Source organism: Cupriavidus nantongensis, from assembly GCF_001598055.1.
Lineage (GTDB): Bacteria > Pseudomonadota > Gammaproteobacteria > Burkholderiales > Burkholderiaceae > Cupriavidus > Cupriavidus nantongensis.
The window spans coordinates 995,473-1,019,754 of record NZ_CP014845.1 but is presented as its reverse complement, the minus strand read 5'-3'; the positions used below and the strand labels follow the sequence as shown (position 1 = coordinate 1,019,754).

Genomic DNA, 24,282 nt, shown 5'->3' with positions numbered 1-24,282 from the left:
AAAGAAGACTCGGCACATTCACTCAATCAAATTAAAGGCAAGGCTCTATTCGGCAAGAACTGATCACTAAACCTTGCTTCGGCTCTGAAGGCCCCTCCATTCCGGACCAAGCACGTAACGGGGCAGACGTCGCGAGATTGGCTCGTTCAGCTAAAAAATAGACTAGATTGGCGCCGTCCATCCCACGTTGCTAACGGATTGTGACGCCCGTCACGAAACTCGGTTCCACGCGCCATTAACCTAGCTCCCTCAATGCAGGAGACATGCGGCCGGGCCGGTACGCTTTCCATCCGGAATGCATGCGCTACGCCCCACGTCCTGTCAGAAACGATAGCGAGATGGCATGACTGACTCCGGATACGGGTCCGTGGCCGTGGTGGTCCCGGTCTACAACGAAGAAGCCGTTGTTCGGGAGTTTCACGCGCGGTTGTCAGCAACGCTCGATGGCATCGAGCATTTGCGCACAACCGTCATTTACGTGAACGACGGAAGCAACGATCACACGCTCGGCATACTGCTGGCACTGCGGGAGCAGGATCCCCGCATTGCCATCGTCAACCTGAGCCGCAATTTCGGCAAGGAAATTGCTCTGTCCGCGGGGCTGGACTATGCGGACGCCGATGCCGTCATTGTCATCGACGCCGACCTGCAGGATCCGCCGGAGCTTATCCCGGAATTCCTCCGGCTATGGGAAGCCGGGAACGATGTCGTGTACGGTCAACGCGTCAGCCGACGGGGCGAGACCCGACTGAAGAAGGCAACGGCATACCTTTTCTATCGGGTCATCCAATCCCTTAGCCGCGTTCACATTCCGGAGGACACCGGGGATTTCCGGCTGTTGAGCCGGCGCGCGGTGGCAGCGCTGCGGTCGCTTCGCGAGCAACATCGCTACATGAAGGGCTTGTTCTCATGGATCGGATATTCGCAGGTTGCACTGCGCTATGAGCGCGCTCCGCGATCTGCGGGCACCTCGAAGTTCAATTACCTGAGGCTTTGGGCTTTTGCCCTGGAAGGGATCACGTCGTTTTCGATTGCGCCGCTGAAGATCGCCACCTATGTGGGACTTGGGATTGCCGGATTGTCGTTCATCGGCGCGGCGTTGGTGTTCTACAAGGCCATGGTCTATGGTGATCCGGTGCGGGGCTATCCGTCGCTCATGGTCACGAATCTCTTCCTGTCAGGGGTACAGCTGATCGGGATCGGCGTGCTGGGCGAGTATCTCGGCAGGATGTTCAATGAGAGCAAGAATCGGCCACTGTACTTTGTCGAAGAGCATATCCCGGCCGGCATGGCTGATGACTCCAGAACGCTGGCGAGGCTCGTTTCGGGCACGGGCAGTGCAATTGGGATTGACCGGGAGGCTCAGCAGCAGGCGGTCAGGATCGCGGGTGGAATCTAGTTGGTGGTGATGTACCAGATCCTGGCCGCGATATTTCGACCGCTGCGCTCCCCTGGTCGCATGCTCGGTGGCAAGCTCGCAGCCCGGCATGCGGATACCGTGCCAAGCAAAACGGCCAGGCCGCATATCGCCACGGCAGTCGCCCTCGTTACGCTCGTCGTCTTCTGGTTCCTCGGACGCGGTCTCGTTGTCGGGACGCTTGCCAACGTAGAGCAGCTGACCGGCCACTATGCAGCCACGGCATTCGCCTGGGCAAGCCCGGCGGCTCATCTGAAGCCCGAGCTCCTGGCTGGGGCCGGCGCCTTGCAACTGACAGGTCGTGCGCCGCATGACCAGCGCTGGACCCTGCGTTGCGGGAACGCTCTGGAGCTAGTCATAGAGCGGCCCGCCGGCCTGTTTCGCCAGTGGGTTCCGCTGGTGCCAGCGTGCGAAAGTTCCGGCCTATCGATTCACTCCGACTGGTCGATGGTTCCCGCTGACGGCGCGGGGGCCCGCGATCCGCGCCAGCTGTCCTTTCAGGTCTTCGAAGTCCGCGACAACGCCGGGCCGAGACCGCTGGCACAGCTCGTTTCGGGATCGACCGGCTTCTTCGAGGTAGAGAAGCACGATTTCGCCACCTCGGCAGAGCATGTTCTCACCTCGCGCTGGGATGCCGACTGGTATCGCCGCATTGCGAGCCATGGCTACCACTACGACGGTGACAGCGGCAGGCAGCAAAGCGTCGCCTGGCCGTTCCTGTACCCCATGGCCGTGCAGGCATTGGCAGCCGTGCTCGGCAAACCGGTAACGTCGATGATGCTGGCATTCAATGCCGTGTGTCTTCTGCTTGCGCTGGCGCTGCTTTTCGCCATCGGACGTGCTGCCGGCCTCGACGCCGGTCCGGCGCTCATTGCACCCGCATGGCTAGTGTTCAATCCGTTCGCCTTCTTTCTGGTAGGAGGCTTCTCCGAGTCGCTGTTCCTGCTGCTCGAGTGCGCGGTCGTGTTGTCGCTGCTCCATCGGCGTTACTGGCTAGGCGCGTGGGCCGTTGCACTGCTGACCGCAACGCGCTTTATCGGATTGCTGTCGGTGGTCTGGCTGATCTATGGCATCTGGTCCGACAGTACCTCGAGCCAGCGCAAGCGGATCCTCCAATCCCTTGCCGTCGCTGGAATCGCCATGCTGGGAGTGGTTGGCGACATGGCGATCAAGTGGATGCAGACCGGTTTTCCCTTTGCCGCCTTTACGGTGCGCCGAGCGTGGCAGGTCACCCCGCCAGGCCAGTGGCTGGGCATGCTCGATATCGGGAAACTGTTCGAGGGCGAATACCTGGGGCTCGTCTTCCTGGGGCTGTTGCTCTTCCTTTCGTGCATCGCCGCACTCTGCAAAGCCATCCGGCAGTCGTGCCATCCGACAGCCATGCTGATTGGCATTGGCGTCACGCTGGTAGGCGGAACGCTTGTGCTCAACCCCGAATTGCACTCGGTGGGACGCTACCTGCTGCCATTGGCGCCGTCCATCGTGGGCGTGCTCGCGTTGGGCCGGGGCCACGGCAGGCTGGTTGCTTGTGCTGCTGTTATCACGGCGGCTGGGGCGGCAGCCATGCCGTTCATCGTGCAGCGTATTGCCATCGGGTGGCCGCCTTATTGAATTGCTGGCGAACGCCTACGGCAAGCGCGCTCCTATCCCACCCAGACCGCCGCATCATCCAGCGGATAAACCGGCCTCTCAACCCGCCGGAACGGAAACCGCTCATAGCGCGAACTGGTAACCCCCTCCCCGTCGCACTCGACCACCGCTTTCGCAATCGGCACAAACACCGGCCTGCAGTACATGCGCGACTTCAGCAGCAGGAACCTGGCCCGATGCGGATCGATGCCGATATGGGTGAAGATCCCCAGGTCCCAGTGCTCTTGCGGGGTCTCGGTCACGATCACCTGCGCCGCTCCGATGTCGAGCAAGGCGGTACGTCCCATGCGGATGCGCTGCCCGGTGTAGGTCGGTCCGGTGATGGTGTACTCGCCGTCGCTGATCGCGGCGACCGTGCCGGTCAGCGGCCTGCTTTGCGGATAGACCTCCAGCTGGGGCAACGCGACCTTGTCGCCGACCGGCAGCGTGATGCGGGCGCCGACGCCGGCGTCGACCAGCGCTGCCACTGCCTGCGGGTCGCAGACGGGTCCGACCGCGATGCCGGTCAGGCCCTGCACCAGCGCTTCGTGCAGCACCGCCATGTTGTCGCAGGTGCCGCCGGACATGCAGTTGTCGCCATGGTCGAGCAGCAGCACCGGTCCTTCCTGCGCACCGTTGGCGCTGTCGGCAAGCCGGGCGGCGCGCGCGATGGAGCTGGCGAGCGGCTCGGCCTGGTAGCCGAAGGCGTCGCGCTCGGCCCAGGCCTGCGCCGCGATCCGGCTGGCGACCTCGTCGGCCCTGGCCGGGTCGCCATCGCCGACGACGATCACGCTCAGGCAGGGCGCGGCGATGTCGGCCAGGCCGAAGCCGGCCAGCACCGACACCGCCAGCATGCCGTCGCGCTCGGCCTCGCGCGCCAGCGCGACGGCGCGCTGCATCGCGCCTTCGTCGGTGCGGCTGCGCAGCGTGTGGGTGATCAGCGGCGGGCGCCGCCATGCCATCACCGGGCGCACACGTCCGGCGATCATGTCGAGCAGCAGCCGGCCGGCGTGTGCGCCGGTTTCGTACATGTCCACGTGCGGATACGTCTTGAAGCTGACCGCGATGTCGGCATGATCGACCAGTGCCTGCGTGATATTGCCGTGCAGGTCCAGGGCGACCGCGACCGGCGCGTGCGGCAGCACGGCGCGCAGGCGGCGCAGCAGGTCGCCTTCGCCGTCGTCGCTGTTCTCGGCCACCATCGCGCCGTGCAGGTCGAGCATCACCGCATCGCAGCCGTCGGCGGCGGCGATGATGGTGTCGCACAGGTGGGTGTAGGCGTCGGCGGCGACGCGTCCGCTCGGGTTGGCGCCGGCGATCACCGGCACCACGATCTCGGCGCCGGCAGCTTCGGCCAGGTCGATGAAGGCGGCGGCGGCGGTGCGGGTGCCCTTCGCGGCGCGATAGGCGGCGTCGCCATAGGCCGGCGTAAACGAGGCCAGCGGCGTCGGCACCGGTGAAAAGGTGTTGGTCTCGTGGTTGAGTCTGGCAATCAGGATCTTCATCGGGCAGTCCGTTCCGGTGTCATGGCCGCGTGGCGGCATCGAGCATGGCGTGCAGCAGCACGTTGCAGCCGGCCTCGAGGTGCTCGGGCCGGGCGTCTTCGATTTCGTTGTGGCTGATGCCGTCCTTGCACGGCACGAAGATCATCGCCGCGGGGGCGACACGGGCCAGGTAGACCGCGTCATGGCCGGCGCCGCTGATCACGTCCATGGCGGAATGGCCGAGCCGTTGCGCGCCACCGCGCACCGCCTCGACCAGCCGCGCATCGAATGGCTGGGGCGGGAAGTACACCACCTGCCGCAGATCGATGGCGATGCCGCTGCGCGCCGCCAGCGCGGCAACCTGGCTACGCAATGCCGCGTCCATCGCCGACAGCACCGTGTCGTCGCCGGCGCGCAGGTCTACCGTCATCGTCACCTTGCCCGGGATGACGTTGCGCGAATCGGGATGCACACCGAGGCAACCCACCGTGCCGCGGCCATGCGGCGGATGATCGAGCGCGATGCGGTTGACCATGCCGACCAGCTCGGACGCCGCCAGCAGTGCATCCTTGCGCAGCGCCATCGGCGTGGGGCCCGCATGCGCCTCCATGCCGGTCAGCACCACGTCGTACCAGCGCTGGCCGAGCGCGCCGGTGACCACGCCGATGGTGGTGTCGTTGGCCTCCAGCACCGGTCCCTGCTCGATATGCGCTTCAAAATAGGCGCCCACCGGGCGCGCACCGACCGGCTCGGGCCCGGCGTAGCCGATGGCCTGCAGCGCCTGCCCGACGCTGATGCCGTCGCGGTCGCGCTGCTGCAGCACGTCTTGCAGTGCAAACTCACCGACGAACGCGCCCGAGCCCATCATTACCGGCACGAAGCGCGAGCCTTCCTCGTTGGTCCACACCGCGACCTCGAGCGGGGCATCGGTGACGATGCCGGCGTCGGCCAGCGTGCGCAGCACTTCGATGCCGGCGAACACGCCGTAGTTGCCGTCGAACTTGCCGCCGGTCGGCTGGGTGTCGATATGGCTGCCGGTCATCACCGGCGGCAGGGAGTCGTCGCGCCCGGCGCGCCGCGCGAAGATATTGCCGATGGCATCGACGCGGACCGTGCATCCGGCGGCTTTGGCCTCGGCAACGAAAAAGTCGCGGCCCTGGCGGTCGAGCTCGGTCAGCGCCAGCCGGCATACGCCGCCCTTGGGCGTAGCGCCGATGGTGGCCAGGCGCATCAGGGTGTCCCACAGGCGCTGGCCGTCGAGGCGCAGGTCGGCGCGCGCGCCGGCTGCGACCGACGCCGCTCGCGCAGCTTGCAATGTCGTCATGTCATTCCTCGTCCCGGTCGGCCGGCATCGCGGCCGCCGTCATCCATGGTTCAGGCTGCCAGGCCGACGCCGAGATAGCGGTCCTTGACCGCCTCGTCGGCGCGGAAGGCATCGTTGCTGCCGGTGTAGACCACCCTGCCCTGCTCGATGATCACGTGGCGGTCGGCCAGCTGCGTGCAGACCTCGAGGTTCTGCTCGACCAGCAGGATCGGCACGCCCGCGGCCTTGATGACCTTGAGCTGCGCCACGATCTCTTCCACGATCACCGGCGCGAGCCCTTCGACCGGCTCGTCGAGCATCAGCAGGCGCGGATGGTTCATCATGGCGCGCCCGATCGCGAGCATCTGCTGTTCGCCGCCGGACAGCTGCGCGCCGCCGTTGCCGCGCCGCTCGCGCAGGCGCGGGAAGATGCGGTAGATGTCCTGCAGCTGCCACGGCGAATCGCGGCGCGCCGCCAGCTTGAGGTTCTCTTCCACCGTCAGCAGCTTGAAGATGCCGCGATGCTCGGGCACCAGGCACAGGCCCTCGGCGGCAATCCGGTGCGGCGGCATGCCGGCAACGTCCTTGCCGCGAAAGATCACGCGCCCGCCCCTGGGCTGGACCACGCCGGCGATGGCCTTGAGCGTGGTCGACTTGCCGGCGCCGTTGCGCCCCAGCAGCGTGACCAGCTCGCCTTCGCCGACCGCCAGCGATACGCCCTGCAGCACATGGCTCTTGCCGTAGTAGCCATGGATCTCCTGTACGTCGAGCATCATCCCTTGCCTCCGGTGATCATGTTGCCGAGATACGCGGCGCGGACGCGCGGGTCCCCGCGCACCGCCGCGGGCGGCCCTTCCATCAGCACCTTGCCTTGCTGCATCACGGTGACGGTGTCCGAGATATCCATGACGATGTCCATGTTGTGTTCGATCAGCACGACGGTGTGGTCCGCGGCCAGCCCGCGGATCAGCCGCTTCATCGCGCCGAGGTCGTCGACGCCCATGCCCGAAGTGGGCTCGTCCAGGAAGATCGCGCGCGGCCGCGCCGCCAGCGCCATGCCGACTTCCAGCCGGCGCTGCTGGCCGTGCGACAGCGCGCCCGCCGCGCTGTCGGCGACGCGCGCCAGTTCCAGCCGTTCCAGCACCTGGTCGACCACTTCGCCGCAGGCGAGCTCGCCCACCGGCAGGCGCCAGCCGCTCATGGCCTTGCGCGGCGACGTGCCCAGCGCGGCGAGGCGCAGGTTCTCGCGCACCGGCAGGCTCGGGAACAGGCTGGTGACCTGGAACGAGCGCGCGATGCCGCGCTGCACGCGCTGGTAATCGGCTTCGGCCGTGACGTCCTTGCCGTCGAAGACGATGCGGCCGGCGCTGACTTCCTTGGTGCCGGTCAGCATGTGGAACAGCGTGGTCTTGCCGGCGCCGTTGGGGCCGATCACCGAATGGATCGTGCCCGGCATCACGCGCAGGTCGACCCCGCCCAGTGCCATGAACTTGCCGTACTGCTTGACGATGCCGGTGGCTTCAAGGATGGGGGTGGTGGCGGTGCTCATGCGCGTTCCTCCTGCGTAACGGGCGCGCGGCGCACGCCGCGCAGTCGGTCCCATAGCGTGGCGCCCAGGCCCCACAGCCCGCGCTGCATGAACAGGCTGACCGCGATCAGCAGCAAGCCGAGCAGCATCAGCCAGCGCGGCCACAGCGTCGACAGCCAGTCCGCCAGCAGCACATAGAAGGCGGCGCCAAGCACCGAGGCAAAGATATTGCCGGTGCCGCCGATCACGGTCATCACCAGGATCATCTCGCTGGCGTGGTAGTCGATATTGGTCAGCGGCGCGATGCCGGTCAGCATCGCATGCAGCGCGCCGGCCAGCCCGGTCACCGCGCCGGAGACCATGAACGCCAGCAGCTTGAACGCCTTGACGTTGTAGCCGACCGCCAGCGCGCGCTCTTCGTTGTCGCGGATCGCCAGCAGCGTGCGGCCCAGCACCGACTCGGTCACGCGCAGCACCGCCAGGAAGACCGCCAGGAACAGCACCGCGACGAAGCCATAGAACTGCCACGGCGACGCCAGCGGCACCAGCGCATGGCCGGCCACCGACAACGGCGGACGCGGGATATCCAGCAGGCCGTTGTCGCCGCCGGTGATGCCGGGCGCGGTATAGGCCAGGAAGTAGAACATCTGCGCGAACGCCAGCGTCAGCATCACGAAGTAGGTGCCGCGCTGCCGGATCGCAAACCAGCCCACCAGCGCCGCCGCGGCCGCGCCGATCGCGATTGCCAGCAGCAGCGCCAGCGGCATCGGCAGGCTGGCGCGGGTCAGCGCCAGCCCCACCGCATAGCTGCCCAGCCCGAAGAAGATGCCCTGGCCGAACGACAGCAGGCCGGTGTAGCCGAGCAGCAGGTTGCACGCCATCGCGGCCATCGCGTAGATCAGCACTTCGGTGGCGAGCGTGCCGGAGCGCATCGTCAGCGGCAGCAGCAGCGTGACGCCAAGTGCCAGCCACCAGAAGCGGTAGCGCAGGAGCCATTGTCTTTGCATCGCCATCATCCCCTCCCCAGCAAGCCATGCGGGCGCAGCAGCAGCACCGCGGCCATGGCGACATAGATCATCAGCCGCGCGCCTTCGGGCCACAGCGTGCTCATCAGGCTCTGCACCACGCCGACCAGCAGGCCGCCCACCAGCGCCCCGGTGAAGCTGCCCATGCCGCCGACCACCACCACGATAAAGGCCACGCCCAGCGCCTCGACCCCCATGAACGGCTCGGCGCCGCGGATCGGCGCGGCCAGCACGCCGGCGATCGCCGCGGTGGCGGCGCCGAGCGCAAACATCAGGCTGAACAGCCGGAACACATTGATGCCTAGCAGCGACACCATCTCGGTGGATTCGCTGCCAGCGCGCACCGCGCTGCCCAGGCGCGTGCCTTCCAGCAGCCACCACAGCCCGATCGCCAGCAGGCCGGTAAAGCCGATCACGAACAGCCGGTACTTGGGATAGATGAAGTCGCCCCACATCACCACCCCCTGCAGCGCATCCGGCGGCGGCACGTCGACGCCGAGCGGCCCCCAGCCGACGATGATGAGTTCCTGGATGGCGAGCGCCAGGCCCACCGTGACCAGGATGTGGAACTCGTGCGGCTGCGCATAGACATGGCGCAGCATGACCTTCTCGGTCAACCACGCCAGCGCGCCGATGATGATCGGCGCGAATACCAGCGCCACCCAGAAGTTCATGCCGACCTGCAGCGCCTGGAAGCAGAGGTAGGCACCCAGCGCATAGAAGGCGCCATGCGCGAAATTGACGAAGCGCAACAGGCCGAACACGATCGACAGCCCTACCGCCAGCAGGAAGTAGAGCATGCCGATGCCGACGCCGTTGATCACCTGCAACAGATAGACGTTCATGAGTCGTACGGATGTAGGAAGCCGCCATGCGCGCGCAGCCGCGCGGCATGGTGCTCAGGGGTGCTTCAGTGTGTGCTTCGCGGGGCGATGGCGCCGCGGCGTCAGGGCATCAGGCCATCTTGCACTGGGTCTGCTCGACCGGCAGGAAGGCCTTGCCGACGCTGACGATTTCGGCGTAGTCGTCCTTGTCCTTCATGCGCGATTTGGCTTTGCCCTTGAGCAGGTAGTAGTTCTTCAGCACCTGGTGGTCGGCGGCGCGGATTTCCTCCGGCCCGGTCAGGCCCTCGTACTTCATGCCTTCGAGCGCGGCCACCACGGCCTTCGGATCGGCGCTGCCGGCCTTGATCATGCCGTCGACCATGATCTTGGTGCAGATGTACGAGCCCGCCAGGCTGTAGTTGGGATTGGCCTTGAACTTGGCCTGTGTGCGCTTGACCAGGTCGCGGTTCAGTGGCGTATCGACGCCGTGCCAGTACTGCGCGCCGAAGTAGACGCCCTCGCACAGGTCGGCGCCGAGCGACTCGAACTGCTCCAGCCCCGAGGCCCAGGCCAGCAGGATGGTGGTGTTCTTCTTCATGCCGAAGCTGACCGCCTGGCGCAGCGTGTCGGCGGACTGTGAGCCGAAGTTCAGGATCAGCAGCACGTCCGGCTTGGCGGCCAGCGCATTGGTCAGGTAGCCGCTGAATTCCTTCTCGGTCAGCGCGTGGTAGCTGTTGCCGACGTGCTCGATGCCCTTTTCCTTGAAGATCGCCTTCGCCGCCGACAGCAGCCCGTCGCCGAACACGTATTGCGGCGTGATGGTGTACCAGCGCCTGGCCTTGGGCATCGATTCGATCAGCGGCCGCACGGTGCGCTCGATCGCGCCGAAGGTCGGCACCGACCAGCGGAAGGTGGCGCGGTTGCAGTCCTTGCCGGTGATCTCGTCGGCCCCCGCGGTGGTCACGAACACGCCGCCGAATTTTTCCGCTTCCTTGCCCATGGCCAGCGATTCGGACGACAGGATGCCGCCGGCGAAATAGCGCGCCGCCTTCTGCTGCGCCAGTTCCTGCACCTTGCGCACCGCGGTGGCGGGCTTGCCTTCGGTGTCGAGCACGCTGTAGCGCAGCGGCCGGCCTAGCACCTGTCCGTACTGGTCGATGGCGAGCCGCATGCCCAGGTCGGCGAACTTGCCGTTGGCGGCGAAGGCGCCCGACATCGGCACCGGGCAGCCGAATTCCAGCGCCTCGCCCGCGGCAAGGGCGCTGCGGCCATGGATCAGGGAGGTGGGGACGGCGGACAGCGCCGCCAGTTTCAGCAGGTCACGACGATTCAAGGCTCACTCCTCGTTATGTGGGGATTGGGCTGCACGGGGCGAAAGTCTGGCCAACGCCAAGGCCTGGCGCTGCACCGTCTCCCCGACATGCTGGTGACTTTCGCCCGGCGCCGACACTGCCCGAGCAAGAATCGAACCTGTTTATTCTATTTATACGTATAAATAGAATAGAATCATCTTAGGAGTCGGCCGGAATCGTTGTCAACAAAGGAAAGGTCAGGGTTTACGCAACCTCGGCGCATCGCGTCATGTGCCCGGCGAATGGGGCGACGGCGGACAGATTGGTGCGGACACAGAGCCTGGCCATGCCAGCCAAGCGGGCAGCATGCACGCGGCTGGGGCAAGCCGCGGCGCTGCGCCGGCGCGCTTGGCTAGAATGCAAGCGCCCCGGCCTTCATGGCTTGCGGCGCATGACAAGGAAAGAGCAATGGCGATGTTTCGGGAGGGCAAGACCGGGGCCATCGAGATCCGCAAGCAGAAGCGCGCGGACCTGGTGGCGGAAGAGCTCAAGCGGCTGATTACCCAGCGCAACCTGCGCCCGGGCGACAAGCTGCCGCACGAGGTCAAGCTGCAGCAGATGTTCTCCGTCAGCAAGAGCACCATCCGCGAGGCACTGAAGTCGCTGGAGGTGCAGGGGCTGATCCGGGTCAGCACCGGGCCGGCGGGCGGCGGCACGATCGTCGAAGTGCCGCTGGACCGCACCTTCCAGCTGATGCAGAACTACCTGTTCTTCAAGGACGTCGGCATTGCCGACATCTACACCGTGCGCCGGCTGCTGGAGCCGGAGCTGGCCGCCGGCGCGGTGCCGCATCTGACCGATGACGATTTCCGCGCGCTGGAACGCACCATCGACCTGTGCGACCCGGCCTCGGCCGCGGCGGCGACGCCGCTGCTGGACCAGCGCCAGGAAGACCTGACCTTCCACGACATCCTGGCCGCCGCCAACCCCAACCCGATGCTGCGATTCTCATGCGAGCTGATCAACGAGATGATCCGCCAGCTGGTGGTGTTCGGCAACGACACCCCGGCCTGCGAGCACGAGAAATTCGGCGCGGCCAACGTCAAGTTCCACAAGCGCATCGTCGAGGCGGCACGCCGGCGCGACGCCGATACCGTGCGCGCGCTAATGTCGGCGCATATGGAAGAGTGCACGCATTACGTCACGCGCATGAACGGGCGCGTCCATGGCCGCCTGGTGCTGGACTCCGAAATGCCGCGGCGCGGCCGCATGCTGCCGGCGGACGACGAATGAACCGCGCGCAGGCGCACCCGCTATCGCGTCAGCCAGCCGCATCCAGGCGCATCGCCGCCCGCTTCAGCCGCGCCACGCCTTCGGCGATCTGCTCGGGCGCCGCACCCGCGAACGACAGCCGGAACGCGGGCCGTGCGCGCCGCTGCGCGTAGAAGCCCGTCCCGGGGACGAACAACACCTTTTCCGCGATCGCATGCGGCAGCAGCGCGGCCGCGTCGTCGATGCCTTCCAGCGCTGCCCACAGGAACATGCCGCCGGCGGGCAAGGCAAAGCGGATGCGCTCGCCGAAGGCTTGCCACAGCGCCTGGGCCAGCCGGTCGCGCTTGTCGCGATAGAACGCGATCTCGCGCTCCACCTGCGCGGGCAGGCGGCCGTCCGCCAGGTATTGCGCGACCGCCAGCTGGATCCACGGCGGCGTGCAGAGGTCCGACACCTGCTTGGCAATCACCGCGCGGCGGATGATTTCCGGCTCGGCCACCATCCAGCCGATACGCAGGCCGGGCGCCAGCGTCTTCGACAGGCTGGCCAGGTGCACCAGCCACGGACGGGCACCTGACACCTGGTCGCTGAGCGCCAGCAATGACGGCGGCGCGGCGCCGTCGAAGCTCAGCGCGCCATAGGGATCGTCTTCGACCAGCACCACCTGTTGCCGCGCCGCCAGTTCCAGCAGCCGCAGCCTGCGCTCGGGCGACAGCGTGGTGCCGGTGGGGTTGGCGAAGGTCGGCACGGTGTAGATCAGCCGCGGACGCACCGCGCCGTCTGCCAGCATGGCCGCGAGCGCGTCGACGTCCATGCCGTGCTGGTCGGACGGTACGCCGCGCACGTCGGCGCCCGCCAGCCGCAGCGCCTGCAGCGTCGCCGAATAGGTCGGCTCCTCGACCAGCACCACGCTGCCCGGCTCGACCAGTGCGCGCACCAGGAAATCGAAGCCCTGCTGCGAGCCGCTGGTGACCAGCAGCTGGTCCCGCGTCACGGCGGCACCGCGCTCCGCCATCAGCGCCACCAGGGCGTCGCGCAGCCCTGGCGCGCCTTCAGTGGCGCCGTACTGCAGGCATTCGGCAGGCCGCTCGCGCAGCACCTGCGCGGACGCCGCGCCGATGCCGTCGGCATCGAACAGCGCGGCCGACGGGTAGCCGCCGGCGAAGGAGATCATCTCCGGATCCGACAGGTACTTGAACAGCTCGCGGATCGGCGAACCTTCCGGCTCGCGCAGCGCGGGGACGAACGGGTAGGCGGCAGTCATGGTCAGGCCGCCCTCAGCATGCCGCGGCGGTCATCTTGAAGATGCCCTGGGCATTGCCCGCATCGAAGCCCAGGTCGGTGCGCGTGACCGCCTGCGTGTCATCGACGTAGCGGTCGCGGGTGATGAACTCGTAGAACGAGCCCGGCACCTCGCGCACCACCTCGGCGCCGTCCGCGCCGACGAAGGTACGGCGCACCGGGTCGGCGCGGAACGCGGTCTGCCGCACGCGGCCGCTGCGCGACACTTCCACCTTGTCCTTGATCGGCCGGCCCAGGCGCTTCTGCGCCTCGGCCAGTGCGAACACGTCCTCGACGCGGTCGGTGGCGTGGTTGAAGGCATTGCCCTCGGTGGCGATCCACGCCATCTCGGCCGATTCGGCCAGCAGCGCCTCGTAGTCGGCCAGCCGCGGCGCTGCGTGATGGCGCTCGAAGCAGCGCGCCAGCGCACCGATCAGCTCGCCGGCCTCCGCCAGCGGCAGCGACCCTTCGCGCTCGAGTTCCCACAGCAGCGCCTGCGCGCGCGGCGTCAGCGGATCGACCGAGGTTTCGAGCACGCGGCTGACCGCCTGCTGGAACCCTGCGCTGAAACGCTCGGGATGCAGCTCGCTGACGAAGAACTGCGCGATCTCTTCCGGCGCGTCTTCATGCGCGTACGAGCGCCCGGTCATGCCGATGCGGTCGAGCGGATAGGTGCCGTTGAGGCGGTAGCCCAGCGGGCGCAGGATGCGCGTAAACGCGGCCTCGCCGGCGGGCAGCGCGCCATGGTCGGGCCAGCGCACGGTGCGCAGCGCGCCATGGTCGAAGTGGACCTTGCCGCCGGCGGCGGCCACGTCTTCGGTGTAGGCCTTGCCGGTCGGCACGCGCTCGAGGATGCCGGCGAACAGCACCAGGTTCAGCGCGTGGGCAATCTCGGCGCGCGACGGGTGCCCGGCTGCGCCGGCCGGCAGCTGCGCGGGCGCGCTCACCAGCGCGGACAGGCGTTCGGCGCCGGTTGCGCCAAGGTGCAGGGAAACGAGTTGGTTGATGTTGTTGCTCATGATGCAGGGAAGGCCCATCGGCCTGATAACGAGATGAAAATCAATGACGGCTTTGAGTCCAGACTCAGTCCACCGAAGCGCCGGACAGGCGCACGATCTCGCCCCACTTCTGGCGGTCCTTCTTCAGCACCTCGGCGAAGGCTTCGGGCGTGCTCGGCGCCGGCTCCGCGCCGAGGTCGCGCATGCGGGACTGCACGGCGGGATCGCCGAGCGCGCGCGCCAGGTCCTGGCTGATTTTCTGCGCCACCGCGCTCGATACGCCGCGCGGCGCCAGCAGGCCGAACCACGGGCTGGCGTCGAAGCCCGGCACCGGGCCGGCGGCGGCCACGGTCGGCACATTGGGCAGCGCCGACGAGCGCGCCGGCGTGGTCACCGCCAGCGCCTTGAGCTTGCCGGAGCGCACGAACGGCAGCGACGCCGGCAGGTTGTCGAACATCACGTCGACGCTGCCGCCCATCAGGTCGGCAATCGCCGGACTGCTGCCCTTGTAGGCGACGTGGCTCATCTCGGTGCCGGTCATGCGCTGGAACAGCTCGCCGGCCAGGTGGGTCGAGGTGCCGTTGCCCGCCGACGCCATGTTGACGCGCCTGGGGTTGGCCTTCAGGTAGGTAATGAACTCCGCCAGCGTCTGCACTTGCGCGCGCTCGGCAAATGCCGGCGACAGCACCACCACGTTGGGCACGCGCGCCACCATCGTCACCGGCGCGAAATCGGCCGCGGCGTCATAGGGCAGCTTCTTGTACAGGGTGGGGTTGATGCCGAACTCGCCCACCGAGCCCATCAGCAGCGTATAGCCGTCGGCGCTGGACTTGGCGGCGACGCCGGTGCCGACGATGCCGCCCGCGCCGGGGCGGTTCTCCACCAGCACCGGTTGCTTCCATTGCAGCGCGAGCCGCTCGCCGACCAGCCGCGCCACCATGTCGGTGGTGCCGCCCGGCGGATACGGCACGATGATGCGGACGGGCTTGCCGGGGAAATCGTCGGCGGCGACGATGCCGGAAAGGGTCATGCCAAAGGCGAAAGTGCCGGCGGCCAGCGCGCTGAACAAGCGTTTCATTGTTGTTTTCCTGTCTACCTGATGGTTGTCGTTATGGCGGTGCCGCGATGGTGGGGGCCGCGGGACCAGGGCTGAATCATTTCTCATCAAGTCCGCCGGTTCAAGCGAGATTTCGGTATAGGATGATGACTTTATGTCATCAACTACCCTTCCCTTCCCGCGATGCGGCAACGCCTTCCCAGCCTTTCCAGCCTGCGCGCCTTCGAAGCCGCCGCGCTGCACCTGAACCTGCGCCGCGCCGCCGCCGACCTGTTCATCACGGAAAGCGCGGTCTCGCGCCAGATTGCCGCGCTGGAAAGCCTGCTCGGCGTGCAACTCTTTCACCGCGCCAACCAGCGCATCACGCTGACCGCGGCCGGTGCGCTGTACAGCGTCCAGGTGCGCGAAATGCTGCGCAAGCTGCAGCGCGACACGCTCGAGGTGATGGCGCACGAAGGCGCGGGCGGTACCGTCGAGCTGGCGTGCGTGCCGACCCTGGCGGTCGAATGGCTGATCCCGCGGCTGCCCGATTTCTACGCGCGCCATCCCCGGGTGGTGGTCAATATCAGCGCCCAGTCCGACGTGTTCCTGTTCGACGGCACGCCCTACGACGCGGCGATCCATTTCGGCGAAGCGGTCTATCCCGGCGCGCGGGCGGACCTGTTGTTCGGCGAGGAATCCGTGGCGGTGTGCCACCCGCAGCTGTTCGGCCGCAAGAAGCGCCTCGACGCGCACGACATCGCGCATGCGCCGCTGCTGCACCTGGCCACGCGCAGTTTCGGCTGGAAGCAATGGATGGAGGCGGCCGGCATCGACGACGTCAACGCCATGCGCGGCGCCCGCTTCGACCACCACAGCATGGTCATCGCCGCGGCGCGGGCCGGCCTGGGCATCGGCCTGGTGCCGCGTTTCCTGGTGGAGGAGTACCTGGCGAGCGGGCAGCTGGTGAGCCCCGTGGCCCGCTCGTTGCGCTCCACCAGCGCGTATTACCTGGTCCAGCCCGATACGCGCCCGATGAGCCATGCCATGCAGCATCTGCGTAGCTGGCTGCTGGAGGCGGCCTCGGCCTTTGCCGAGGGCCAGGACATGGGTTCTGCAGGACCGAAGTCAGCCGCGCGGGGTTGAAGGCTGCAGGCGGGCGTGGCCTATCCCTTCTCCCCGCGCCACACCCGCTGCAGCTCCCACGCCGGCGCCTCGCCCGCAGGCTGCGGCAAGGCCTGGGCCTCGGCGAGCATGGCGCCGGCCTGCGCCTGCAGCTTGTCGAGGCAGCGCGACAGCACCCGCGCCTCTTCGGCCGTCAGGCAGGCGGCCAGCTGCGTATTGAAGGCACGCGCCTGCGCAAAGGCGGTGCGGTAGACCGCCTCGCCCTCCTCCGTCAGCGTGAAAGCGGCCGCGCGCCGGTCGTGCGAACGTATTTCCCGGCGCACCAGGCCGCGCACCACCAAGGCGTGCACGGCGCGGCTGGCCAGGACCTTGTCGAGGCCGGCGCTCTGCGCCAGTTCGGTCAGCCGCGTACCGGGCTGCTCGCCCAGGAACGAAATCATGCGCCATTCGCGCCGCGTCACGCCCGCCCGCGCGCGCAGGTGCAGCGCCGCCGCGCCCAGCGCGACCCGGTTCAAATGGTAGACCCGGTAGTTGATGAAATCGGCCAGCCGGCGGGGCCGCTGCAGGCGGTTGCTGTCGTTCCCGATGTTCTCGCGCGCCATGCCACACCCCCGATTTAGTTGACTTTGTCAATTATATCGACGGGTGTTAGCTTCCTCTCCATGCCGGCCGCCGGCGCATAACAGACAGGAGACACCGTGAGCCCCAGCAACTTCGTTCACCGCCTTGCCGCATGCCTGCTGGCAGCCGCCGCGGCCTGGTCCGCGCCGGCCAGCGCGCAGTCCGACCGGCCGCTGCGCATCCTGGTGGGCTACCCCGCCGGCGGCACCGCCGACCTGGCCGCGCGCCTGGTCGGCGACAAGCTGCGCGAGACCCTGAACCAGACCGTGGTGATCGAGAACAAGCCCGGCGCCGGCGGGCGGCTGGTGATGGACTACGCGCGCACGCAGCCGGCCGATGGCAATACGCTGGTGGTCGCCAACTCGGCAGTGATGACCATCGCGCCGCTGGTCTACCGCAAGCTCAACTACGACATCCAGCGCGACTTCACGCCGGTGGCGCAGGCCGCCAACTTCCAGCTGGCGCTGGCCACCGGTCCGGGCAGCCCGGCGCGCACGCTGAAGGATTACGTCGCGTGGATCAAGGCCGGTGCGCAGAACAATTCCTACGCGTCGCCCGCGCTCGGCAGCATTCCGCATTTCTTCGGGCTGATGATCGGCAAGCAGGTCGGCGTCGACATGCTGCACGTGCCGTTCAACGGCTCGGCGCCGCTGATGAGCGCACTGGTCGGCGGGCAGGTGCCGGCCTCGGTCGACACCCTGGCCGACCTGACCGAGATGCATCGCGCCGGCAAGATCCGCGTGCTGGCGACCTCGGGCACGCACCGCTCGGTGGCGCTGCCGGACGTGCCGACCTTTACCGAACTCGGCTACAAGGGCATCGAGGGCGAAGGCCGCTATGGCGTGCTGGCGCCGGCCGGCACCCCGCGCGCGGCGCTGGAGCGGCTCAACGCCGCCATCGTCAAGGCGGTGCAGTCGCCCGACGTGCGCGACAAATTCCTGAAGCTGGGGCTCGAACCGGCCACCGGGTCCGCCGAGGCCTTCGCCGGCGTGCTGAAGGCAGACGCCGCCAAATGGGCGCCGGTGGTCAGGGCATCGGGCTATACCGGCGACTGATGCCGCCAGCCGGCTTCCCGCAACCTTATCGACCATGACGATCCGCCCATGACGATCCGCAATACCCTTTTCATCATGTGCGACCAGCTGCGGCGCGACCATCTCGGTTGCTACGGGCACCCGACGCTGCGCACGCGCAATATCGATGCCCTGGCCGCGCGCGGCGTGCGCTTCGACCGCGCCTATGTCACCTCCGGCGTCTGCGGCCCCAGCCGCATGAGCTTCTACACCGGCCGCTACGTCAGCAGCCACGGTGCCACCTGGAACCGCGTGCCGCTGTCGGTCGGCGAAGTCACGCTGGGCGAATACCTGAAGGACAGCGGCCGCGCGCTGGCGCTGGCGGGCAAGACCCATGTGATGCCCGACAACGCCAACCTGAAGCGGCTGCACCTGGACGGCGGCACCGAGCTGGAGACGCTGCTGCGCAGCGGCCACTTCACCGAAGTCGACCGCCACGACGGCCATCACGCCGAGCCGCGCAGCGCCTACGCCGACTGGCTGCGCCGGCAAGGCTACGACAGCGCCGATCCGTGGACCGACTACGTGATCAGCGCCGAGAACGCGCAAGGCGAGATCGTCTCCGGCTGGCACATGCGCAACGCCGGACTGCCGGCGCGCGTGGCCGAGCCGCATTCCGAGACCGCCTACACCGTCGGCCAGGCCATGCAGTACATCGCCGCGCGCGGCGACGATCCGTGGGTGCTGCACCTGTCGCTGGTCAAGCCGCACTGGCCCTACCTCGCGCCCGCGCCGTACCACGCCGCCTATGCGCTGGACGACTGCCTGCCGCTGCAGCGCCACGAGGCCGAACTGGAAGACCCGCATCCGGTGCTGTCGGCGTATCGCACGCAGGAGGAATGCGCCAACTTCATGCGCGCCGAGGTCTCGGACACGGTGCGCCCTGCCTACCAGGGCCTGATCCAGCAGATCGACGACCGGCTCGGTTTGCTGTGGGAGCAGCTGGAACGGCTGGGGCGCTGGGACGACACGCTGATCGTCTTCACCGCCGACCATGGCGACTTCCTCGGCGACCACTGGCTGGGCGAGAAGGAGCAGTTCTACGACACCGTGCAGAACATCCCGCTGATCGTCTACGACCCCTCGCCGCAGGCCGACGCGACCCGCGGCACCGCGCAGGAGAACCTCGTCAGCGCGGTCGACGTGGTGCCGACGGTGCTCGATGCGCTGGGGCTGCCGCCCGCCGACCACCGCGTCGAAGGCCGCTCGCTGCTGGACCTGACACGCGCCGCCGCGCGAGAGGGTGCGGGTGCGTGGCGCGATGCCGTGGTCTCCGAGCTGGACTATGCCTACCGCGGCGCGCGTGTCGCGCTGGGCCGCCATCCCGGCGAATGCCGCGCCTGGATGGTGCGCGACGCGCGCTGGAAATACGTGCACTGGCAGGGGTTCCGGCCGCAGCTGTTCGACCTGCACAACGATCCGCAGGAGTACTTCGACCTGGGCGCCGATCCCGGGCATGAAGCCGTGCGCAGCGCCATGCGGCTGCGCCTGCTGGACTGGTTCTGCACGCTCAAGCCGCGCGTGACGGTGACCAACGAAGAGGTCGCGGCCAAGACCAATGTGTACAAGCAGGCCGGCGTGTTCTTCGGCGTCTGGTAGCCGGATCGCCGCCGGCCGAGCCCGGCGCGGCCAGCGCCGCTTGCCTGAAAAAGTTGCACGGTTTGCCTGTCGATACTGCAACCGTGTGCCGCGGCCGGCATCCCGGGCCGCGCGCGCGGCCTGCTACCGCCAACGCCCGGGCGCGCACCGGATGGCGTATCCCTTGCAACAGGTGCCGGAGGGCCCTGTGTTCGGGGCCGGCAACCGGAGCGATCATGAAGAACATCTGGATCCTGGTGGCGGACGAATCCGTCGCCCGCATCTTTGCCTCGCATGGCGACAGCGCCCCGCTCGAAGTCGTCAAGGAAATCACCGACGTGGCCGCGCACGCCGACCGTGCCGACCTGCGCCGCGACGCCTACGGCCGCCGCGGCCAGGCTGCCGTCCAGGGCGACGCGGGACACCCCGGCGCCCACCAGGTAGGACCGTCGACCGTCACGTCTTCGGCGGGCGAGGACGAGCTGCACCAGGAAGCGCAGCTGTTTGCCCGGCGCGTGGCCGACTACCTCGACGACGCGCGCAACAAGCAGCGCTTCGATGAACTGGCGCTGATCGCGGCGCCGCGCTTCCTGGGGCTGTTGCGCAAAGCCCTGCCGCCCGGCGTGACCGATGTGGTCACCCGGGAAATCGACAAGGACTTCAAGTACGTCGCCAACAACGACCTGCAGCAGCGGCTGGCCGATGAAGGCATCGTGCCGGCGCGGCGCGACGAACGCGTCAATACCGGCCGCGACCGTTAGCGGGATGACATCACAACGCAGCCGCCCGTGCTGGCGCAGGCGGCTGCGCCGCGGTCAGCGGGCGGTGCCGGAACCGCTGGCGGCGCCACTGCCGCCGCTCGAAGTACCGCTTGGGCTGGTGGTGCTGGTCGCACCCGAGGTGCCGGTGGACGTGCTCGCGCCAGGCGTGCTGCGGCTGCGGTTTTGTTCCGTCACCGAGCCCGATCCGGACAGCGAGCCGGAGCCGCTGGTGCTGCCGGTGGCGGTGCAGCCCGCCAGGATGCCAAGTGCGAGCAAGGCTGTGCCGATGCGCAAGGGTGTTCTCATGTTGTCCTCCATCTGGCAGATTGGCGGCAAGCCTTGCTGCATGGCACAGCCTGCCGGCGGGGCGCCGACGGCGCCGCTGCACTGGAGAAGACGCAACTGACGTACCAGATTGGGACGGGCGCAGTGCAGCACTGCGCCGACGCGCGCACCGCGCAGTGCGTGCCTGCGCCACAGTAAGAAGTACGCGCGGCCGGTAAAAGTTACCGCGCGGGTACCTGATGATCACCGGAGCGTCGCGCCCTGGCGGCGCATGCTGCAACCAGCCGGCGCTGGGCTCAGCACATCAGCGCGTCAGCGTCCACTTGTAGGCATAGCGGTCCGGCCGGAACAGCAAGTCCGCGCAGAACAGCGGCGTGCCTTCGATATCGTGCGGCGTGCAGCGCAGGCGCAACAGCGGCAGCCCCTGGTCGACGCCGAGCTTGCGGGCCACGTCGGCCGGCGCCGCGATCGCGCTGGCTTCCATCGCCACGTCGCGCAAGCGATACCCCAGCCGGCTTTCGAACAGTGCCATGGCGTCGTTGGTCTCGACATCTTCCTGCACCAGGCGGCGCATCAGCGGCTCGGGCCCCATCAGGTTGAAGTACGCGACCGCGACGTCGTCCCAGTAGCGCACCGTGGCCACGCTCAGCACCTTCTCGCCCGGCTCCAGTCCCAGTGCCGCCGCCACATGGGGCGGCGCCCGCAACAGCCGCACCGACGCCAGCTTGCCGTAGGCCAGCCGGCCCCGCGCCCGGCCGGTCTCGTAGAAGCCGGTCAGCGCGCCCAGGCTGGGGGTATCGGCCGGGCGCGTGACGAAACTGCCCTTGCCATTCACTTTCTCGATCAGCCCGGCGTTGTGCAGGCCGGACAGGGCCTGCCGCACGGTGATGCGGCTGACGCCGAACTCGGCCATCAGCTCGGCCTCGGACGGCAGCTTCGCCCCTGGGCCGAAGGTGTTGCTGGCGATGCGCTGGCGAATCTCGCTTTCGATCTCTTTGAACCTGGGCAGTGCCACGTGTATCCCGCCCGAGGGCGGCTCCGAACTGGGTGATGCGAATGATTGCGGCGGATTATACCTATCATGACAGGTAAGGTCCCAACCTATTGACCTGTTATGACAGGTGATGGCAGTATCCATCGTCACCAGCGCTCCGCGTCCCCACCCCTCACCTGCATTGGCACAACACTACCAAGGAGACCACCATGCAAGACACCGCACCGGCCACCATCAGCCCGCAAGACTACCGGGCGCTCGAGCACGAGCCCTTTCCGTTCACCGTGCGCCGCTGCACGCCGACCATCGGCGCCGAGGTCGAGGGCATCGATTTCCGCGAGACGCTGGACCACGACACCTATCTCTCGCTGCGCCGCGCACTGCTGAAGTACAAGGTGCTGTTCTTCCGCAAGCAGGCCATCACGCCGGCCCAGCACGTTGCGGTGGCGCGGCGCTTCGGCGAACTCGAGGTCCACCCGATGTTCACCAACCATCCGGAGCATCCGGAACTGGTGGTGTTCGGCCGCAACGACAAGACCCGCGGCCGCGAGAACCTGTACCACTCCGATGTGTCGTGGCGCGAGATCCCGTCGATGGGTTCGATGCTGCGCTGCCTGGAGTGCCCCGAGGTCGGCGGCGACACCATCTGGATCAACATGGCCGCGGCCTACGACAACCTGCCGCAGGAGATGAAGGACCGCATCGCCAGGCTGAAGGCGGTGCACGACGCCATGCCGGCATTCGGCACCGCGCTGAGTGAGGAAAAATACGCCGAGATGCGCGCCAAGTATCCGCCCATGGTGCACCCGGTGGTACGCACCCATCCGGAAACCGGCGAGAAGATCCTGTTCGTCAACGAGGCCTTCACCACGCACTTCGCCAACTTCGCCAAGGAACAGCCGTACCGCTTCGGTTCGGATTTCCGCCCCGCGGAACTGGACCTGATGCAGTACCTGTACCGCCAGGCCGCCGCGCCCGAATACCAGGTGCGGCTGCGCTGGCAGCCGGACACGATCGCGCTGTGGGACAACCGCTCCACCCAGCACTACGCCGTGCAGGACTACTTCCCCGCGGTGCGCCACATGAACCGCGCCACCATCATCGGCGACCGTCCGGTCTGACCGAAAACCAATCCATCGAGGCAACCGGACATGCATAACGTCGACAAGTTCTATATCCAGGGCCAATGGGTGCAGCCCGCTGCAGGCGCCACCCAGGCCGACATCATCGACCCGGCCACCGAAGCGGTGGCGGGCAGGCTTGCCATGGGCACCGCCGCGGACGTGGACCGCGCCGTCGCCGCCGCGCGCGCGGCCTTCCCGGCGTGGTCGGTCTCCACCCGCGAAACCCGCATCGCGCTGCTCGAGCGCATCATCGCCGCCTACCAGGCGCGCATGGCCGACCTGGCGCAGGCGGTGCGCCAGGAAATCGGCGCGCCGATCACGCTGGCCACCAACCTGCAGGCGGCGATCGGGCTGGGTCAATTGCAGGCGACGCTGCAGGCGCTGCGCGACTTCGCCTTCGAAAGCCCGCGCGGCAAGAGCGTGGTGCTGCGCGAGGCGATCGGCGTGGCCGCGCTGATCACGCCGTGGAACTGGCCGCTGAACCAGATCGCGGCCAAGGTGGCGCCGGCGCTGGCGGCCGGCTGCACCGTGGTGCTCAAGCCCTCGGAGATCGCGCCGCTGGACGCGCAGATCTTTGCCGAGATCATGGATGCCGCCGGCACGCCGCCGGGCGTATTCAACATGCTCTATGGCGAAGGCCGCGTGGTCGGCGCCGCGCTGTCGTCGCATCCCGGGGTCGACATGGTGTCGATCACCGGCTCGACACGCGCGGGCGTCGAAGTGGCGATCAACGCCGCGCCCACGGTCAAGCGCGTGGCGCAGGAGCTGGGCGGCAAGTCGCCGCTGATCGTGCTGGACGACGCCGACCTGCAGGCCGCGGTGACCAGCGGCGTGGCCCAGTGCATGGTCAATTCGGGCCAGACCTGCGTGGCGCCCACGCGCGTGCTGGTGCCGCGCGCACGCTACGAGGAAGCGGTGCAGATCGCGGCGGCGGTTGCCAATGCGGTGAAGGTGGGCGATCCGACGGACCCCGAGACCAAGATGGGCCCGATCTCCAATCGCGGGCAGTACGACAAGGTGCAGCGCCTGATCGGCGTCGGCCTCGAGGAAGGCGCACGGCTGGCCGCCGGCGGCCCGGGCCGTCCCGAAGGCCTGGCGCGCGGCTTCTATGCCCGCCCGACCATCTTTGCCGACGTGCGCAACGACATGGCCATCGCCCGCGAGGAAATCTTCGGACCGGTGCTGTGCCTGTTGCCGTACGACAGCGAAGACGAAGCCGTGGCCATCGCCAACGACACCGACTTCGGCCTGGCCGCCTATGTCGCCTCGTCCGACCCGGCGCGCGCGCGCAGGCTGGCCGCGCGGCTGCGCGCCGGCAATGTGCGCATCAACGGCGCGATGATGGATATCACCGCGCCCTTCGGCGGCTACAAGACTTCCGGCAACGGCCGCGAGTACGGCCCCGAAGGCATCGCCGAGTTCCTCGAGACCAAGACCGTGACCGGCTGAAGTCGCCCGGTCCTGCCACGCGCCGCCCGGCCGCCAGCGCCATGCTGGCCGCCGGGCGGTGTCGTTTGCGCGGCGCCTGCACGCGCGCTGCCGCGCTTGTCTGACAGCGGCAGGCGGCGGCGTCCGACAGTCCAACGCCTGCCCGCAAGCTATCTTCGAGGGTAGCGCCAGGCCTTTTGCCGA

At 67.9% G+C, this 24,282-nt stretch carries 22 protein-coding genes; 10 read left to right on the top strand and 12 right to left on the bottom strand.

Features of this window, described 5'->3' with window-relative positions:
• Window positions 1-343 precede the first annotated feature (343 nt).
• Window positions 344-1,399: a glycosyltransferase family 2 protein gene (locus A2G96_RS25825; protein WP_062803038.1), complete on the top strand. Its 1,056-nt coding sequence runs from the start codon at window positions 344-346 to the stop codon at window positions 1,397-1,399.
• 9 nt (window positions 1,400-1,408) lie between these two features.
• Window positions 1,409-3,028 carry a mannosyltransferase family protein gene (locus A2G96_RS25820; RefSeq protein WP_150124247.1) on the top strand — a complete coding sequence of 540 codons (1,620 nt, stop codon included), beginning with the start codon at window positions 1,409-1,411 and terminating at the stop codon, window positions 3,026-3,028.
• A gap of 32 nt (window positions 3,029-3,060) precedes the next feature.
• Here the strand turns inward: A2G96_RS25820 and A2G96_RS25815 are convergent, their stop codons facing one another.
• The 7 genes from A2G96_RS25815 to A2G96_RS25785 form a co-directional block, all read right to left on the bottom strand.
• The gene (locus A2G96_RS25815) at window positions 3,061-4,551 is read right to left on the bottom strand and encodes a M81 family metallopeptidase (RefSeq protein ID WP_062803036.1); all 1,491 of its coding nucleotides are present in this window, start codon (window positions 4,549-4,551) and stop codon (window positions 3,061-3,063) included.
• A 19-nt stretch (window positions 4,552-4,570) separates the two neighbouring features.
• Complete coding sequence (locus tag A2G96_RS25810) at window positions 4,571-5,854, bottom strand: Zn-dependent hydrolase (RefSeq protein ID WP_062803035.1); 1,284 nt, start codon at window positions 5,852-5,854, stop codon at window positions 4,571-4,573.
• Window positions 5,855-5,904: 50 nt separating this feature from the next.
• A complete protein-coding gene (locus A2G96_RS25805; protein WP_062803034.1) occupies window positions 5,905-6,609 on the bottom strand; it encodes an ABC transporter ATP-binding protein in 705 nt (234 codons plus the stop codon).
• On the bottom strand, window positions 6,606-7,382 hold the full coding sequence (locus A2G96_RS25800) for an ABC transporter ATP-binding protein (RefSeq protein ID WP_062803033.1): 777 nt from the start codon (window positions 7,380-7,382) through the stop codon (window positions 6,606-6,608). Before A2G96_RS25800 ends, A2G96_RS25805 begins: the two co-directional genes overlap by 4 nt.
• Window positions 7,379-8,374: a branched-chain amino acid ABC transporter permease gene (locus A2G96_RS25795; protein WP_062803032.1), complete on the bottom strand. Its 996-nt coding sequence runs from the start codon at window positions 8,372-8,374 to the stop codon at window positions 7,379-7,381. The genes A2G96_RS25800 and A2G96_RS25795 overlap by 4 nt, the downstream gene beginning before the upstream one ends.
• Window positions 8,374-9,231, bottom strand: a complete 858-nt coding sequence (locus A2G96_RS25790) for a branched-chain amino acid ABC transporter permease (RefSeq protein WP_062803031.1) — start codon at window positions 9,229-9,231, stop codon at window positions 8,374-8,376. Before A2G96_RS25790 ends, A2G96_RS25795 begins: the two co-directional genes overlap by 1 nt.
• A 109-nt stretch (window positions 9,232-9,340) precedes the next feature.
• Window positions 9,341-10,543 (bottom strand): ABC transporter substrate-binding protein, encoded by a 1,203-nt coding sequence (locus tag A2G96_RS25785; RefSeq protein WP_062803030.1) that lies wholly within the window; start codon window positions 10,541-10,543, stop codon window positions 9,341-9,343.
• A 427-nt stretch (window positions 10,544-10,970) separates the two neighbouring features.
• Here A2G96_RS25785 and A2G96_RS25780 point away from each other — a divergent pair, with 427 nt between their 5' ends.
• Window positions 10,971-11,795 (top strand): FadR/GntR family transcriptional regulator, encoded by an 825-nt coding sequence (locus tag A2G96_RS25780; protein ID WP_062803029.1) that lies wholly within the window; start codon window positions 10,971-10,973, stop codon window positions 11,793-11,795.
• A 28-nt stretch (window positions 11,796-11,823) separates the two neighbouring features.
• Here A2G96_RS25780 and A2G96_RS25775 read toward each other — a convergent pair whose 3' ends face one another.
• The 3 genes from A2G96_RS25775 to A2G96_RS25765 all read right to left on the bottom strand — a co-directional run bounded on the left by A2G96_RS25775 (window position 11,824) and on the right by A2G96_RS25765 (window position 15,131).
• Entirely contained in the window at window positions 11,824-13,038 is a 1,215-nt protein-coding gene (locus tag A2G96_RS25775) for an aminotransferase-like domain-containing protein (RefSeq protein WP_062803028.1), read from the bottom strand.
• 13 nt (window positions 13,039-13,051) lie between these two features.
• A complete protein-coding gene (locus A2G96_RS25770; protein ID WP_062804138.1) occupies window positions 13,052-14,074 on the bottom strand; it encodes a DUF1338 domain-containing protein in 1,023 nt (340 codons plus the stop codon).
• Window positions 14,075-14,138: 64 nt separating this feature from the next.
• Window positions 14,139-15,131, bottom strand: coding sequence for a Bug family tripartite tricarboxylate transporter substrate binding protein (locus A2G96_RS25765; protein WP_062803027.1), 993 nt, complete (start codon window positions 15,129-15,131; stop codon window positions 14,139-14,141).
• A 162-nt stretch (window positions 15,132-15,293) separates the two neighbouring features.
• Between A2G96_RS25765 and A2G96_RS25760 the strand changes: the two genes are divergently transcribed.
• Entirely contained in the window at window positions 15,294-16,235 is a 942-nt protein-coding gene (locus A2G96_RS25760) for a LysR substrate-binding domain-containing protein (protein WP_062803026.1), read from the top strand.
• A gap of 20 nt (window positions 16,236-16,255) precedes the next feature.
• Here the strand turns inward: A2G96_RS25760 and A2G96_RS25755 are convergent, their stop codons facing one another.
• Window positions 16,256-16,816 carry a MarR family winged helix-turn-helix transcriptional regulator gene (locus tag A2G96_RS25755; RefSeq protein WP_062803025.1) on the bottom strand — a complete coding sequence of 187 codons (561 nt, stop codon included), beginning with the start codon at window positions 16,814-16,816 and terminating at the stop codon, window positions 16,256-16,258.
• 96 nt (window positions 16,817-16,912) lie between these two features.
• Here A2G96_RS25755 and A2G96_RS25750 point away from each other — a divergent pair, with 96 nt between their 5' ends.
• The 4 genes from A2G96_RS25750 (at window position 16,913) to A2G96_RS25735 (ending at window position 20,653) form a co-directional block, all read left to right on the top strand.
• Window positions 16,913-17,890, top strand: a complete 978-nt coding sequence (locus tag A2G96_RS25750) for a Bug family tripartite tricarboxylate transporter substrate binding protein (RefSeq protein WP_062803024.1) — start codon at window positions 16,913-16,915, stop codon at window positions 17,888-17,890.
• Window positions 17,891-17,938: 48 nt separating this feature from the next.
• Entirely contained in the window at window positions 17,939-19,507 is a 1,569-nt protein-coding gene (locus A2G96_RS25745) for a sulfatase-like hydrolase/transferase (protein ID WP_062803023.1), read from the top strand.
• Window positions 19,508-19,722: 215 nt separating this feature from the next.
• Window positions 19,723-20,247, top strand: coding sequence for a host attachment protein (locus tag A2G96_RS25740; RefSeq protein WP_062803022.1), 525 nt, complete (start codon window positions 19,723-19,725; stop codon window positions 20,245-20,247).
• Between the two features lie 64 nt (window positions 20,248-20,311).
• On the top strand, window positions 20,312-20,653 hold the full coding sequence (locus tag A2G96_RS25735; RefSeq protein WP_150124245.1) for a hypothetical protein: 342 nt from the start codon (window positions 20,312-20,314) through the stop codon (window positions 20,651-20,653).
• Window positions 20,654-20,836: 183 nt separating this feature from the next.
• Here A2G96_RS25735 and A2G96_RS25730 read toward each other — a convergent pair whose 3' ends face one another.
• A complete protein-coding gene (locus A2G96_RS25730) occupies window positions 20,837-21,547 on the bottom strand; it encodes a GntR family transcriptional regulator (RefSeq protein WP_062803020.1) in 711 nt (236 codons plus the stop codon).
• 188 nt (window positions 21,548-21,735) lie between these two features.
• On the opposite strand from A2G96_RS25730, the gene A2G96_RS25725 reads away from it, so the two are divergent.
• Entirely contained in the window at window positions 21,736-22,647 is a 912-nt protein-coding gene (locus A2G96_RS25725) for a TauD/TfdA dioxygenase family protein (protein WP_062803019.1), read from the top strand.
• Between the two features lie 30 nt (window positions 22,648-22,677).
• Window positions 22,678-24,099 (top strand): aldehyde dehydrogenase family protein, encoded by a 1,422-nt coding sequence (locus A2G96_RS25720; RefSeq protein WP_062803018.1) that lies wholly within the window; start codon window positions 22,678-22,680, stop codon window positions 24,097-24,099.
• Window positions 24,100-24,282: the final 183 nt, after the last annotated feature.